Here is a 14,037-nt window from a genome sequence, read left to right on the forward strand (position 1 = left end):
TGCGTTTTTTTCCTGCCGTCGCGGAAGCGCCAGATTTCTGGTGCGCCGCGTTAAATATCCGACATAGAGTGGCGCAGGTGGTCGGCGCGCCCTAGCTAAAAACAACGGGCAGGCAACGGCTTAAGCAGCCAAACGCTCAAAAGGGCGGAAGAGGACAACATGGGCATCAACCAGGGTCCGATCAGTCTCGATCAAAAATACACCCAGGACACCGGCCATATCTTCACGACGGGCATCCAGGCGCTGGTCCGCCTGCCCATGGCCCAGATTCGCCGCGACCGTGCTGCGGGGCTGAACACCGCGGGCTTCATCTCCGGCTATCGCGGCTCGCCGCTCGGCGGCTACGACCAGCAGCTTTTTGCCGCGCGAAAGCATCTCGAGCAGTACAACATCAAGTTCCAGCCCGGCGTGAACGAGGATCTGGCGGCGACCGCCGTCTGGGGATCGCAGCAGCTCAACCTCTCGCCCGGCGCCAAGTATGACGGTGTGGTCGGCATCTGGTACGGCAAGGGCCCCGGCGTCGACCGCTGCGGCGACGTGTTCCGCCACGGCAATGCCGCCGGCTCGGCCAAGAACGGCGGCGTGCTGTGCCTGGCCGGTGACGACCACGGCGCAAAGTCCTCGACCGTCCCGCATCAGTCCGACCACGCCTTCATCTCGGCGCTGATGCCGTATCTCTATCCCTCGAGCATCCACGAGATGATCGAGATGGGCCTGCTCGGTATCGCGATGTCGCGCTATTCCGGCTGCTGGGTCGGCATGAAGGTGATCACGGAGACGGTGGAGACCACCGCCGAGATCGACCTCACCGACGAGATGAAGCCCTTCATCATCCCGCCTGATTTCGAGCTGCCGCCCGGCGGCCTCAATCTGCGCTGGCCCGATGACCGTTTCGAGCAGGACCGCCGCCTGCAGGACTACAAGGGCTTTGCCGCGATCGCCTTTGCCCGCGCCAACAAGGTCAACCGCGTCACCATGGATTCGCCGAACGCCCGGTTCGGCATCATGGCCTCCGGCAAGAGCTATGAGGACGTCCGCCAGGCGCTGCGCGAGCTCGGGATCACCGAGCAGGTCGCCGCCAAGATCGGCCTTCGTCTCTACAAGATCGGCATGCCCTGGCCGCTGGAGCCGGAAGGCGTGCGCCAGTTCGCCGTCGGCCTCGAGGAAATATTCATCGTCGAGGAACGGCGCGAGATCGTCGAGAACCAGGTCAAGCAGGAGCTGTTCAACTGGCGCGACGACGTCCGCCCGCGCATCGTCGGCAAGATGGACGAGCACGACAAGCGCTTCCTGACCTTTGCCGCCGAGCTCAGCGTCGCCTCGCTTGCGACCTCGCTCACCGAGCGTCTGCTTCGATTGAATCTCAACCCCGAGATCGCGGAGATGCTCCGCGTCAAGGCCGATTGGTTCAACGGCCGCCAGGCCACCCAGATGCAGGCGACAGCGCCTGTCTCCCGCACTCCCTACTTCTGCTCCGGCTGCCCCCACAACACATCGACAAAGGTCCCCGAAGGCAGCCGCGCGCTGGCCGGCATCGGCTGCCACTTCATGGCGCTGTGGATGGACCGCTCGACCGAGACCTTTACGCATATGGGCGGCGAGGGCGTGCCGTGGGTCGGCATCGCGCCCTTCACCAACGAGAACCACATTTTCGCGAACCTCGGCGACGGCACCTATTTCCACTCGGGCCTTCTCGCGATCCGGCAGGCAGTCGCCTCCAAGACCAACATCACCTACAAGATCCTCTACAACGACGCAGTCGCCATGACCGGCGGCCAGCGTCACGACGGCGATCTCTCGCCGCAGCAGATCACCTTCCAGCTCCACGCCGAAGGCATCCGCGAGATCTATCTGGTCTCGGAGGCCCCCGACACCTATCCCGCCGACACCATCGCGCCCGGCGTGAAGCTCTATCACCGCGACGAGCTCGACAACGTCATGAAGATGTGCCGCGAGTACAAGGGCACCTCCGCCATCGTCTTCGTGCAGACCTGCGCCGCCGAGAAGCGCCGCCGCCGCAAGCGCGGTACGATGGAGGATCCGGCGCGCCGCGTCATGATCAACCCGGCCGTCTGCGAAGGCTGCGGCGACTGCTCGGTGCAGTCGAACTGCATCTCGGTCGAGCCGCTGGAGACCGAGTTCGGCCGCAAGCGCGCCATCAACCAGTCGTCCTGCAACAAGGACTATTCCTGCGTGAAGGGTTTCTGCCCGTCCTTCGTCACCGTGGACGGCGGCAAGCCCCGCCACCGCGCGCCGGCCGATCTCGGCGATATCGGTGCCATTCCCGAGCCCGCTTCGCGCCCGACGCTGGACAAGCCGTACAACATCGCGGTCGGCGGTGTCGGCGGCACCGGTGTGCTCACCATCGGCGCGCTGCTCGGCATGGCCGCGCATATCGAGGGCAAGGCCTCGATGATCCTCGACATGTCCGGCCTCGCGCAAAAGGGCGGCGCGGTGCTGAGCCACGTCCGCCTGTCCGATCATCCGGCCGAGGTGACCTGCTCGCGCATCGTCACCGGCACCGCCGACGTCGTGCTCGCCGCCGATGAGGTGGTCGCGGTCGCCAAGGACACGATCTCGCTCTGCGACACCACCCGTACCCGCGGCATCATCAACAGCCACGTCATCCCGACCGCCGATTTCGTCCTCAACCGCGACTTCAACTTCCAAACCCGCAAGCTGAACGGACTGCTGGAGACCGCGCTGCACAAGGACTCGGTCTTCTTCGACTTCACCAAGCCGGCTGAGCAGCTGCTCGGCGATAGCATCGCCACCAACATGATGATGATGGGCTTTGCCTATCAGAAGGGCCTGCTGCCGCTGTCGGCGGAAGCGATCGAGCAGGCGATCGAGGTCAACGGCGTCTCGATCAAGATGAACAAGGAGGCCTTCCGCCTCGGCCGTCTTGCGGTCGCGGACCCTGCACGTCTCGCCGATATGCTGAAGGGGACAGACGAGGTCGCCGCACCCAAGACGCTGGACGCCATGACGCTCGACGAAGTCATCGAGCACCGTAGCAAGCATCTTACCGCTTACCAGAACGGCCGCCTGGCAAAACGCTATCGCAAGCTGGTCGACCAGGTCCGCGATGCCGCGGCGAAGGGCAGCTATGGTGATGCGCTGCCGCGCGCAGTCGCGATCAACTACGCAAAGCTGCTCGCCTACAAGGATGAGTACGAGGTCGCGCGGCTCTTCACCGACGGCGGCTTCGAAAAGCAGCTCCGCGACCAGTTCGAGGGCGACTTCAAGTTCAGCTTCAATCTGGCGCCGCCGATTCTCAGCCGAGGTGTCGATGCGCTGGGCCGCCCCAAGAAGCGTGCCTTTGGCCCGTGGATGCTGAAAGCGTTCGGCGTGCTGGCGAAATTCAAGTTCCTGCGCGGCACCCCGCTCGATATCTTTGGCCGCAGCGCCGACCGCAAGCTCGAGCGCGACCTGATCGTCGGCTACGAGAAGGACGTCGCCACCGTGCTCGGCCTGTTGTCGCCGCTCACGATCGACACGTCGGTCGAGCTGTTGTCATTGCCCGACCGCATCCGCGGCTACGGCCCGGTCAAGGAGAAGGCGGTCGCGGACGCCAAGGCCCGCTACGCCCAGCTCGCGGCCGACCTCGCGAGCCCGCCGCCCGCGCCGAGGCAGATCGCGGCGGAGTAGCCAAGTCCCGTAGGGTGGGCAAAGGCGCAACGCGCCGTGCCCACCATTTCACTGGAATTGAATCAGAAGAGGTGGGCACGCTTCGCTCTGCCCCCTTCGATACTGGTTTTGCTCTATCAGCGAATGAAGCCCCGTAGCCCGGATGGAGCGAAGCACAATCCGGGATGAACGTATCCTCGGGTGATAACCCCGGATTGCGCTTCGCTCCATCCGGGCTACAAGCAGATATGGATCGATACCGAGGCTTGGGAGCAATAAATGCGGCGTGCGCTGCTGATGACGTCGGCCTTGCTGCTGGCGACGCCGGCCTCCGCCGAAATCCTGTCCTGGGATGGAGTCGGTCCCGTCCGCCTAGGCATGAATGTGAAGGCGGCCGAGCAAGCGCTGAAGACAAAGTTGCTGCCCAGGCAACTCCCGTTCGAAGATGACCAATGCTACGTGACCTGGCGCGCCGACGGACAGGATCCGGGCCTCGGTTATGTCATTGAGCATGGTAAGGTCACCGTCATTCAGGTCTATAGCTCGGACGGGAAGGCACCTCACGTGGCTGACACGCACGGGCTCGAAATCGGCGCCGCGGAGGGAGCCATCGAAGGAGCCTATGGGCAGGTGACGAAGAGCCTCGGTTTCTATGATCGCGGCGGCAACGATGTGGCCGACACCAACGCCGAGCACGATCCGAAGGATGCCAAGAGCGACTATTCGCCAGAGTACCAGCTCGAGGTCGAGAGTCCTGACCACAAGCGCTCCATCCTCTTCACGGCCCAGGCCGGCAAAGTCATCCGCCTGTCGACGGGATTGAGGCCGACAGTACTGGAGCCCGAGCCGTGCCAATAGCGCCGGAGCCGTAGCATGGGCAAAGGCGCAAAAGCGCCGCGTCCACCAACATGCGAGGGTTGCGTAGAAGGTGGGCACGCGTCGCTTTGCCCGCCCTGTGATTTCCCGTTTGAAATCAACCACCGTTCTACTGTGCATGGGGTTGTTTTCGTAAAGCAGGCGGATTCCGATAAAGCGAAATATCGCTTGTGCCGTCGGGCAAAACACCTTTAGGGTTTTGGCTGTGGTGTCCGTCATTGCGAGCGCAGCGAAGCAATCCAGAAATGCACCCGCGGAAAGATTCCTGGATTGCTTCGCTGCGCTCGCAATGACGACGCGGGAGCAGAGGGGCGCTCCATGACTGCCCCCACTTGCGCTCACCCGCTACCCTCTCGCCGCTGCCCTCTCGCCCGACGGAATATTTCCGCGCTTGCCAATCAGCCCACTGCGGTTCAGAAAAAAGAGCCAAGAAGAAACGCGAGCGGAGACCTCTGTTTTGACCATCAAGGGCAAAGCCTACATTGCCGGGATCTACGAACACCCGACCCGGCATGCGCCGGACAAATCCACCGCCCAGCTGCACACCGAGGTCGCCAAGGGCGCGATCGAGGATGCCGGGCTCTCCAAGGACGATGTCGACGGCTATTTCTGCGCGGGCGACGCGCCCGGCGGCGCCTGGCCGATGGTCGATTATCTCGGGCTGAACACCAAAAAGCTCCGGCACGTCGATTCCACCGAGACCGGCGGCTGTTCCTACATCATCCATCTCGGCCATGCGGCAGAGGCGATCGCGGCGGGCAAGTGCTCGATCGCGCTGATTACGCTCGCCGGCAAGCCGCGCACCGGCGTGATGCCGCCGCGCGCGGCCGGTGCGGAAGCCGATTTCGAGTCCGCTTACGGCGCGACCACGCACAATGCCTATGGCATGTGTGCCATGCGCCATATGCACGACTATGGCACCACGAGCGAGCAGCTCGCCTGGATCAAGGTCGCCGCGTCGCATCACGCGCAATACAATCCGCATGCGATGCTCAAGGACGTCGTCACCGTCGAGGACGTCTTGAACTCGCCGATGATCTCCGATCCCTTGCATCGCATGGATTGCTGCGTCGTCTCCGACGGCGGCGGCGCGCTGATCGTGACCACGCCCGAGATCGCCAAGAGCCTGAAGAAGCCGCTGGTCAAGCTGATCGGCCATGGCGAGGCGATGAAGGGCCCGCGCGGCGGCAAGGATCTCGATCTCACTTACTCCGCCGGCATCTGGTCCGGCCCGCGCGCGTTCGAGGAAGCCGGCATCACGCCGAAGGACATCAAATACGCCTCGATCTATGACAGCTTCACCATCACCGTACTGATGCAGCTCGAGGACCTCGGCTTCTGCAAGAAAGGCGAGGGCGGCAAGTTCGTTGCCGACGGCAACCTGATCTCGGGCGTCGGCAAGCTGCCGTTCAACACAGACGGCGGCGGCCTGTGCAGCAACCATCCCGTCAACCGCGGAGGCATGACCAAGATCATCGAAGCCGTCCGGCAGCTGCGCGGCGAGGCGCATCCGAAGGTGCAGGTGAAGAACTGCGATCTCGCCATCGCCCACGGCACCGGCGGCCTTTTGGGTGTTCGCCACGCCGCCTCGACGGCCATTCTGGAGCGCGTGTGATGAGCGAAGCCAAGAAATATCCCGCCCCGGTCACGAACCCCGAGACCGCCGCATTCTGGGACGCGGCCAAGCAGGGCAAGTTCATGATCAAGCGCTGCACCGCCTGCGGCGATGCGCATTACTTTCCGCGCTCGATCTGCCCGTTCTGCTACTCCGACAAGACGGTGTGGGAAGAGGCTTCGGGCGAGGGCACGATCTACACGTACAGCCTGATGCGGAAGTCGCCGACGGGTCCTTATGCCATCGGCTACGTCACGCTGAAGGAGGGCCCGTCGGTGCAGACCAATTTCGTCGACTGCGATCTCGAGAAGCTGAAGATCGGCCAGAAGGTGAAGGTGGTGTTCAAGCCGACCGACGGCGCCCCGCTGCCGTTCTTCACGCCGGCGTAGGACGGTCCTCATCCTGAGGAGCTTGCGAAGCAAGCGTCTCGAAGGATGGCCGCGACAAGGAAGCGTTTCGGGCATCGTCATGGTTCGAGACGGCGCAAGAGCGCCTCCTCACCATGAGGATGAGAACCACCGGGAGGAAACAAAAAAAATGTCCGCCAGATACGAAGAACTCAAAGGCCTAAAAAACATCGGCCAGAAATACGCCTACAGCGATCGTGAGGTGATGCTCTACGCCTGCGGCATCGGCCTCGGCGCCGATCCCATGGACGAGAACGAGCTCGCCTTCGTCAACGAGGGCACGTTCACGCCGCGGCCGCTGAAGGTGGTGCCGACCTTCGCCTCCGTCGCCGCGTGGGGCTCGGGGCCGGGCGAGATGAATCTCAACCGCGTGATGGTGGTCGATGGCGAGCGCGACATCACATTCCATCAGCCGCTGCCGGTGGCTGCCAACATCACCGCCGATTCCTCCGTTGTCGAGGTCTACGACAAGGGCAAGGACAAGGGCGTCGTCATCAGCCACCAGACCGTGCTCAAGAACGAGAAGGGCGAGAAGCTCGCCACGCTCGTCGCCGCGCGCTTCGCCCGCGGCGATGGTGGCTTTGGCGGGCCGAACCTGACCCAGCCCGATCCGCACATGATCCCGTCACGCGCGCCCGACAGGACCATCGACATCGTCACGCGTCCCGACCAGGCGCTGGTCTATCGCCTCTGCGGCGACCGCAATCCGCTGCACTCCGATCCGGAGTTCGCCAAGAAGGCCGGCTTCCCGCGTCCGATCCTGCACGGCATGTGCACCTACGGCATCACCTGCCGCGGCGTGCTGCAGACCTATGCGGACTACGACGCCAGCGCGTTCCGCCAGCACATCGCGCGGTTCTCCTCGCCGGTCTATCCCGGTGAGACCGTGACCATGGACCTCTGGAAGGACGGCAACACGATCTCGTTCGAAGCCAAGGTGAAGTCGCGCGGCGTCACCGTGATCAAGAACGGCAAGACGGTGCTGGGTTAGCAACACGCGACGGCCGTCGTCTCCCTCGCCCCGCCCTTGCGGGGAGAGGTGAAGGAAAACAAACAGGGAGAAGCCACCATGGGACTACTCGACGGCAAGGTTGCGCTGATCACCGGCGCGGGCGGGGGACTGGGTGAGGCCTACGCAAAGCTGTTCGCGCGGGAAGGGGCCTCGATCGTCGTCAACGATCTCGGTGGGCCCCGCGACGGCTCCGGCGCCGACAAGTCGATGGCGCAGCTTGTCGTGGACGCGATCAAGGCGGAGGGCGGCAAGGCGGTCGCCAATGGCGCCGACATCTCGACCATGGAGGGCGGCCAGTCGGTGTTCGACGACGCCATCAAGCACTTCGGCCGCGCCGACATCCTCGTCAACAATGCCGGCATCCTGCGCGACCAGACCTTCGCCAAGGCGACCGAATCCGATTGGGACAAGGTCATCAAGGTGCATCTGAAGGGTACCTTTTGTTGCACCATGCCGGTGTTTCGCTGGATGCGGGAAAACGGCGGCGGCGTCATCGTCAACACCTCCTCGACCTCGGGCCTGATCGGCAATTTCGGCCAGACCAATTACGGCGCGGCCAAGGGCGGCATCTGGGGCCTGTCCAACGTGCTGGCGATCGAGGGCCGCAAGTACAACATCCGGATCTGGACGCTCGCCCCGGGCGCCTTGACCCGCATGACCGCAGACCTGCCCCGCTATAAGGAGAACCCCGGTGCGGCCTTGGGCCCGGACGGCATCGCGCCGGCCGTGCTATACATGGTCAGCGACTTGTCGGGCGACCAGACCGGCAAGGTGCTGGGCGTGTCCGGGCCCCGAGGCGTGCGCGAAATGCGGATGATGGAAATGGAAGGCTGGAAACCGCCGCACACGGGCTGGAACGCCCGGGACATCGCAGATCACGCCAAGGAGATCTTCTTCTCCGAGGAGCAGATCAAGATGGGCGCGCGGCGGTTTTAGCCACGACAGATGATAGGACAGAGAGACCCGATGAAACTGACCGCCGACGCCAAGGGCACCTTCGCAATCGCGCCGACGCCGTTCCACGACGACGGAAGGATCGACGAGCGATCGATCGACCGCCTGACCGATTTCTACGAGGAGGTCGGCTGCGACGGCGTCACAGTGCTCGGCATTCTCGGTGAGGCGCCGAAGCTGGATGCCGCCGAGGCCGAGCAGGTGGCGGTGCGCTTCGTCAAGCGCGCCAAGAAGATGCAGGTGATCGTCGGCGTCTCCGCGCCGGGCTTTGCCACCATGCGCTCGCTGGCGAAGGCTTCGATGGACGCAGGCGCCGCCGGTGTCATGATCGCGCCGCCGCCCTCGCTCCGCACCGACGACCAGATCATCGGCTATTACAAGCAGGCGGCCGAAGCGATCGGCCCTGATGTGCCCTGGGTGCTTCAGGATTATCCGCTGACGCTCTCGGTGATCTTCACGCCCGCGGTGATCCGCAAGATCGTCACCGACAATGCGAACTGCGTGATGCTCAAGCACGAGGATTGGCCGGGCCTCGAAAAGATCTCGACGCTGCGCAACTTCCAGAAGGACGGCTCGCTTCGTCCGCTCTCGATCCTCTGCGGCAATGGCGGCATGTTCCTCGACTTCGAAATGGAGCGCGGCGCCGACGGCGCCATGACCGGCTACGCCTTCCCCGAGCTATTGATCGACGTCGTGAACCTCTCCAAGGCCGGCAAGCGCGATGCCGCCCATGATCTGTTCGACGCCCATCTGCCGTTGATCCGCTACGAGCAGCAGCCGGGTGCCGGCCTTGCCGTGCGCAAGCACGTGCTGCAGAAGCGCGGCATCATCGCCTCCAGCGCCCAGCGCAAGCCCGCTGCGACCATCACGCCGGCGGCGAAGGCGGAGGTCGATTATCTGCTGTCGCGCGTCGCCCGCGTCGACAAGCGCGCCAATCTCGGCCCGCAGTCCAGCGCCGCAGGCTAGTTGAATGCCCGAGACATCAGCATCACGCCCGGCCTCGACGATCCTCCTGCTGCGCGATGGCGCGAAGGAAGTCGAAGTCTTCATGATGGTCCGCCATCATCAGATCGAGTTCAACTCGGGCGCGCTGGTGTTTCCGGGCGGCAGTGTCGATGCCGGCGATCAGGAGATCGTCAAGCGGTCGGACCTCTATTCGGGCGGCGAGGGCCTCAGCGAGGCGGACCGTGGTTTCCGCATCGCTGCGATCCGCGAGACGTTTGAGGAAAGCGGCATCCTGCTGGCGCGCGCGAAGGGCCCGAATACGCCTGTTGATGCCAAGCGTGCCGGCGAGATTGCTGACGCGCATCGCGTTGCGCTCAACGAGCACAAGATCAGCTTCCTCAGCATTTTGGCCGACAACGGCCTCCAGCTCGCGCTCGACACGCTCGTGCCTTACGCGCACTGGATCACGCCGGAGGGCATGCCGAAGCGCTTCGACACCTGGTTCTTCCTGGCCGCAGCGCCGCCCGACCAGCTCGGCGCGCATGACGGCCGCGAGTCGACCGACTCGATCTGGGTGTCGGCACGCGAGGCAGTGGAGGGCGGTGACAGCGGCCGCTTCAAGCTGCCATTCCCGACCACGCGCAACCTGATCCGGCTTGCCAAGCAGCCAAGCGTGAAAGCCGCGCTCGATCATGCCAAGGGTATGTCCATCGTCACGGTGATGCCTGTGATGACCAAGACCGACACTGGCCGTCAGCTCCGGATTCCCCGCGAAGCCGGCTATGACGGCGAGGTGTTCGAGGTCGGCGCGGTCGGCTAGGACACTTCGACATCGGGCGAAGTATTGGCGGCCGCAGACGCGCTAGGTTCCGTCCATCGCGAATGGACGGGATGCATCCGATGGACAACCGGCAGGACACCAACATCGCCGTCGAGCTGGCGCTGCTGGTCGCGCTCGCAACGCTCTGGGGCGGCTCCTACACCTTCATCAAGCTTGGCGTCGCCACCATCCCGCCGGTCACGCTGATCGCCGCACGCACGACGATTGCGGGCCTGCTGCTGCTCGCTGTCATGTGGGCGAGGGGCATCAGGATGCCGACGGACGGGCCGACCTGGCAGCGCTTCGCCTTCCAGGCCGTGCTCAATAGCGTCATCCCCTGGACCCTGATCGCCTGGGGCGAGCGTCATGTCGATGCATCGCTCGCGACCATCCTCAACTCGGCCGGGCCGATCTTCACCTTCCTGCTCACTGCGGTGGTCACCCGCCATGAGGCCACGACGGCGCGAAAACTGTTCGGCGTGGTCGCCGGCATGGCCGGCATCCTGCTGATCGTCGGCGTCGATGCGTTCCGTGACATCGGCAGCGGCCTCGTCGCGGAAGCCGCGATCGTCGCCGCCACCATCTGCTACGCTTGCGCTGCGATCTTCGGCCGGAGCTTCAAGGGCCTCGATCCCATGGCGCCCGCGGCCGGCTCGCTGCTGGCCGGGGCGGCCGTGCTGATCCCGGCCTCGCTCGTGCTCGAACAGCCCTGGACGCTGTCGCCCTCGCTGAGTTCCGTGCTGGCGCTGCTGGCGCTGGCGGTGTTCTCGACCGCGGCGGCGTTCGCGATCTACTTCCGCCTGATCCAGACCCTCGGCTCGGTCGGCACCACCGCCCAGGCCTATCTCCGTGTCCCGATCGGGGTCGCCATCAGCGTCGCCTTCCTGGGGGAAACCCTGAGCCAGACCGCCTGGATTGGCCTGGCCTGCGTCGTCCTCGGCGTTGCCGCCATGACGATCCCGGCCCGGCGCCCGGCCGTCGCTAAACCATCATGAAAAACAGCCCGTTCCGGCCGGCGGAGGCATGTTCCCCCGGAGGGGCGATACAGCGTATATTGGGGGTGTATGGAGTCCGGTTCCGCCCCAATGCCCGTCGAAACGCCACCGAATCCGCCGCCGAAGCGATCGTTCTCGCTGTCGATCGGCCAGATGACGTTCGGCAGCTTCATTCTGGTGCTGGCGGTGATCATCGTCACCTCGACCGCCAGCGTGATCGCGATCCGGCATATCGACGCCACTTTCGCCGAGCTGCAGCGGCTCCAGAGCGTCGGCGATTTGGCGGAAGATATCGACCGCCGCATGAACGATTTGCGGCTCGCCGCGCGTGACTTCGTCACCGATCCCGGCGCCGGCATCCAGTTCCAGCAGGTGGGGGAGGCCGCCTCGACCCTGAGCGACATCCTCAAGAAGACCCGTATCGATCTTGCCCCCGAGCAGCAGGACATGATCGACGGCGTCTCCGAGCGGCTTGCGACCTATCGCAGCGGGCTGCAGCGGATCTCGACCCTGATCGATCGCCGTGCGCAGTTGCTCGCCGGGCTGCCGCCGCTGCGCGATCAGTTCGACGCGGCGGTCTCCGAAAGTGGGGACCGCGATCTCGCCGCCCGCCTGTCGGAGGCGCAGAGCCGGATTGCGCTCGGGCTGCTAGCACGCAACCCGTCCGCCGCCGAACAGGCCGCGCAGGGCATGCGGACGATGGAGATCGCAGATAGCCGGTTGAAGTCGGCCGTGAACAATTACGCCGATGCGATCATCGCGGTGGCCGTCCGCGAACGGCAGATCGCCGATATCGACCGCGAGGTGCTGGGAACCGAAGGCCGTTTGATCGGCCGCGTCACCGAATTGCTTCGTGACGTCAGTGACCGCCGCGGCCATGTCCTGTCGCGCGATTTCGCCCGGACGCTTGCCGAGGCGCGCTGGCAGAGCATCGTGCTCGGCAGCATGGGTGTGTTGATCGGCATCCTCGCCGCCGGCTTCGTGGTGCGTCGGACAGTGCGTCCGCTGGCTCAGATCGCGCGCTCGATCCGGGCGCTTGCGGCCGGCGAGAAAAGGACCTCGATCCCGTCGGCCGATCTCGACAACGAGATCGGCGACATCGCGCGCGCGGCCGAAGTGTTCCGCCGTGCTCTGGAGGAGGCCGACACGGCGCGCGAGGCGGCGGTACGGGCGCTCACCGAGCAGCGGCTGGCCGAGGAAAGCTACCGCAAGCTGTTCGAGGGCTCGGTCGACGGCATCTACGTGACGACACCGGCCGGCGATCTCCTCAACGCTAATCCGGCGCTGGCGCGGATGATGGGCTATGATAGCCCGCAGCACCTGATCGACAGCATCAACGACATCGCCCACACCATCTACGTCGATCCCGCGGCACGCGACGAGTACCAGCGGCTGATGCACCGCGACGGCATGGTGCGTGAGTTCGAATATCAGGTGCGCCAGCGCAGCGGCAACATCCTCTGGCTTTCCGACAGCGCGACCGGCGTGCGGGACGAGCAGGGCAGGATCGTCCGCTATGAGGGTACGCTGCGCGACATCACCGACCAGAAGCGGGCGGAAGACGCCATCGCCGAAGGCCGCCGCCTGCTCCAGCAGGTCATCGACACTGTGCCGGCCGTCATCAACGTCAAGGACCGCGACCTCCGTTACGTGCTGATGAACCGCTATATGGCCGGCATCTTCGGCATCGAGCCCGGCGACGCGCTCGGCCGCACCACCGCCGATCTGATGTCGCGCTACGGCGCGGCCAAGACCGACGAGAACGACAAGCGCGTGCTGAACTTGCGAAAGGGTCTTGGCTTCTACGAGGAGGAGTACAAGGACGCGTCCGGCAACATGCGGCAATGGCTGGTCAACAAGCTGCCGCTGCTCGATGCCGAGGGCGAGATCGAGCGGATCGTCACCGTGGCGCTCGATATCGGCGAGCGCAAGCGCGGCGAGCAGGAGATGCGGAAGGCCAAGGACTCCGCCGAGACGGCGCTGCGCAATCTGCGCGAGACCCAGGCTTCGCTGATCGAGGCGGAAAAGCTCGCAGCCCTCGGACGCCTGGTTGCCGGTGTCGCGCACGAGGTCAACAATCCCGTCGGCATCAGCCTTACGGTGGCGTCTGCGCTGGAGCGCAAGACGGCGATATTCAGCGCCGAGGTCGAGCGCGGCGAGCTTCGCCGCTCGACGCTCAATGATTACCTCAACACCAGCCGCGACGCGTCCTCGCAGCTCGTCTCCAATCTCAACCGCGCAGCCGAGCTGATCCAGTCGTTCAAGCAGGTCGCGGCCGACCGCAACTATTCGGACCAGCGCAGCTTCGACCTTGCCGACCTCACCGAGCAGGTGGTGATGAGCCTGCGTCCGGGCCTGCGCAAGCAGAACCTGACGCTCAACGTCGAGTGCCAGCCCAACCTGACCATGAACAGCTATCCCGGCCCGTACGGCCAGGTGCTGACCAATCTGTTCCTGAATTCGGTGGCGCACGCCTTCCCGGACGGACGTCCGGGGATCATCGACATCAGGGTGCGCGAGTCCGGCAAGGACAATGTCGAGATCATCGTCGCCGACAACGGCTGCGGCATGAGCCTCGACGTGCGCCGGCGCGCCTTCGATCCGTTCTTCACGACGCGGCGCGACCAGGGCGGTACTGGTCTCGGGCTGCACATCGTCTACAGCATCGTGACCAACCGGCTCGGCGGGCGGCTCGACCTCGATTCCGAGCCGGGCGAGGGGACGCGCATCCAGATGATCCTGCCGCGTACGGCGCCGCTGGAGCAGGCCGCCGAATAGCATCT

At 64.9% G+C, this 14,037-nt stretch carries 10 protein-coding genes; all 10 read left to right on the forward strand.

The window, feature by feature from the left end; genetic code table 11:
• Positions 1–159: 159 nt before the first annotated feature.
• Positions 160–3,651 (forward strand): indolepyruvate ferredoxin oxidoreductase family protein, encoded by a 3,492-nt coding sequence (locus FXB40_RS35705; protein ID WP_148776976.1) that lies wholly within the window; start codon positions 160–162, stop codon positions 3,649–3,651.
• A gap of 258 nt (positions 3,652–3,909) precedes the next feature.
• A complete protein-coding gene (locus FXB40_RS35710; RefSeq protein ID WP_148776977.1) occupies positions 3,910–4,488 on the forward strand; it encodes a hypothetical protein in 579 nt (192 codons plus the stop codon).
• A 475-nt stretch (positions 4,489–4,963) separates the two neighbouring features.
• The gene (locus FXB40_RS35715; RefSeq protein ID WP_148776978.1) at positions 4,964–6,121 is read left to right on the forward strand and encodes a thiolase domain-containing protein; all 1,158 of its coding nucleotides are present in this window, start codon (positions 4,964–4,966) and stop codon (positions 6,119–6,121) included.
• Positions 6,121–6,510 (forward strand): Zn-ribbon domain-containing OB-fold protein, encoded by a 390-nt coding sequence (locus tag FXB40_RS35720; RefSeq protein WP_148776979.1) that lies wholly within the window; start codon positions 6,121–6,123, stop codon positions 6,508–6,510. Before FXB40_RS35715 ends, FXB40_RS35720 begins: the two co-directional genes overlap by 1 nt.
• Before the next feature lie 148 nt (positions 6,511–6,658).
• Positions 6,659–7,519, forward strand: a complete 861-nt coding sequence (locus tag FXB40_RS35725; RefSeq protein WP_148776980.1) for a MaoC family dehydratase — start codon at positions 6,659–6,661, stop codon at positions 7,517–7,519.
• Between the two features lie 78 nt (positions 7,520–7,597).
• Entirely contained in the window at positions 7,598–8,476 is an 879-nt protein-coding gene (locus FXB40_RS35730; protein ID WP_148776981.1) for an SDR family oxidoreductase, read from the forward strand.
• Positions 8,477–8,506: 30 nt separating this feature from the next.
• Positions 8,507–9,460, forward strand: coding sequence for a dihydrodipicolinate synthase family protein (locus FXB40_RS35735; protein WP_148776982.1), 954 nt, complete (start codon positions 8,507–8,509; stop codon positions 9,458–9,460).
• A gap of 4 nt (positions 9,461–9,464) precedes the next feature.
• Positions 9,465–10,259, forward strand: a complete 795-nt coding sequence (locus FXB40_RS35740; RefSeq protein ID WP_148776983.1) for an NUDIX hydrolase — start codon at positions 9,465–9,467, stop codon at positions 10,257–10,259.
• Positions 10,260–10,339: 80 nt separating this feature from the next.
• Complete coding sequence (locus FXB40_RS35745) at positions 10,340–11,254, forward strand: DMT family transporter (protein ID WP_148776984.1); 915 nt, start codon at positions 10,340–10,342, stop codon at positions 11,252–11,254.
• A gap of 90 nt (positions 11,255–11,344) precedes the next feature.
• Positions 11,345–14,032 carry a PAS domain S-box protein gene (locus FXB40_RS35750; RefSeq protein WP_148776985.1) on the forward strand — a complete coding sequence of 896 codons (2,688 nt, stop codon included), beginning with the start codon at positions 11,345–11,347 and terminating at the stop codon, positions 14,030–14,032.
• Positions 14,033–14,037: the final 5 nt, after the last annotated feature.

The organism is Bradyrhizobium rifense (assembly GCF_008123425.1).
Taxonomy (GTDB): domain Bacteria; phylum Pseudomonadota; class Alphaproteobacteria; order Rhizobiales; family Xanthobacteraceae; genus Bradyrhizobium; species Bradyrhizobium rifense.

What these genes read in the sequence shown, in the direction of transcription:
- FXB40_RS35705 (WP_148776976.1), top strand. Translation starts at nt 160, where the DNA reads ATGGGCATCAACCAGGGTCCGATCAGTCTCGATCAAAAATACACCCAG.
- FXB40_RS35710 (WP_148776977.1), top strand. Translation starts at nt 3,910, where the DNA reads ATGCGGCGTGCGCTGCTGATGACGTCGGCCTTGCTGCTGGCGACGCCG.
- FXB40_RS35720 (WP_148776979.1), top strand. Translation starts at nt 6,121, where the DNA reads ATGAGCGAAGCCAAGAAATATCCCGCCCCGGTCACGAACCCCGAGACC.
- FXB40_RS35725 (WP_148776980.1), top strand. Translation starts at nt 6,659, where the DNA reads ATGTCCGCCAGATACGAAGAACTCAAAGGCCTAAAAAACATCGGCCAG.
- FXB40_RS35730 (WP_148776981.1), top strand. Translation starts at nt 7,598, where the DNA reads ATGGGACTACTCGACGGCAAGGTTGCGCTGATCACCGGCGCGGGCGGG.
- FXB40_RS35735 (WP_148776982.1), top strand. Translation starts at nt 8,507, where the DNA reads ATGAAACTGACCGCCGACGCCAAGGGCACCTTCGCAATCGCGCCGACG.
- FXB40_RS35740 (WP_148776983.1), top strand. Translation starts at nt 9,465, where the DNA reads ATGCCCGAGACATCAGCATCACGCCCGGCCTCGACGATCCTCCTGCTG.
- FXB40_RS35745 (WP_148776984.1), top strand. Translation starts at nt 10,340, where the DNA reads ATGGACAACCGGCAGGACACCAACATCGCCGTCGAGCTGGCGCTGCTG.
- FXB40_RS35750 (WP_148776985.1), top strand. Translation starts at nt 11,345, where the DNA reads ATGCCCGTCGAAACGCCACCGAATCCGCCGCCGAAGCGATCGTTCTCG.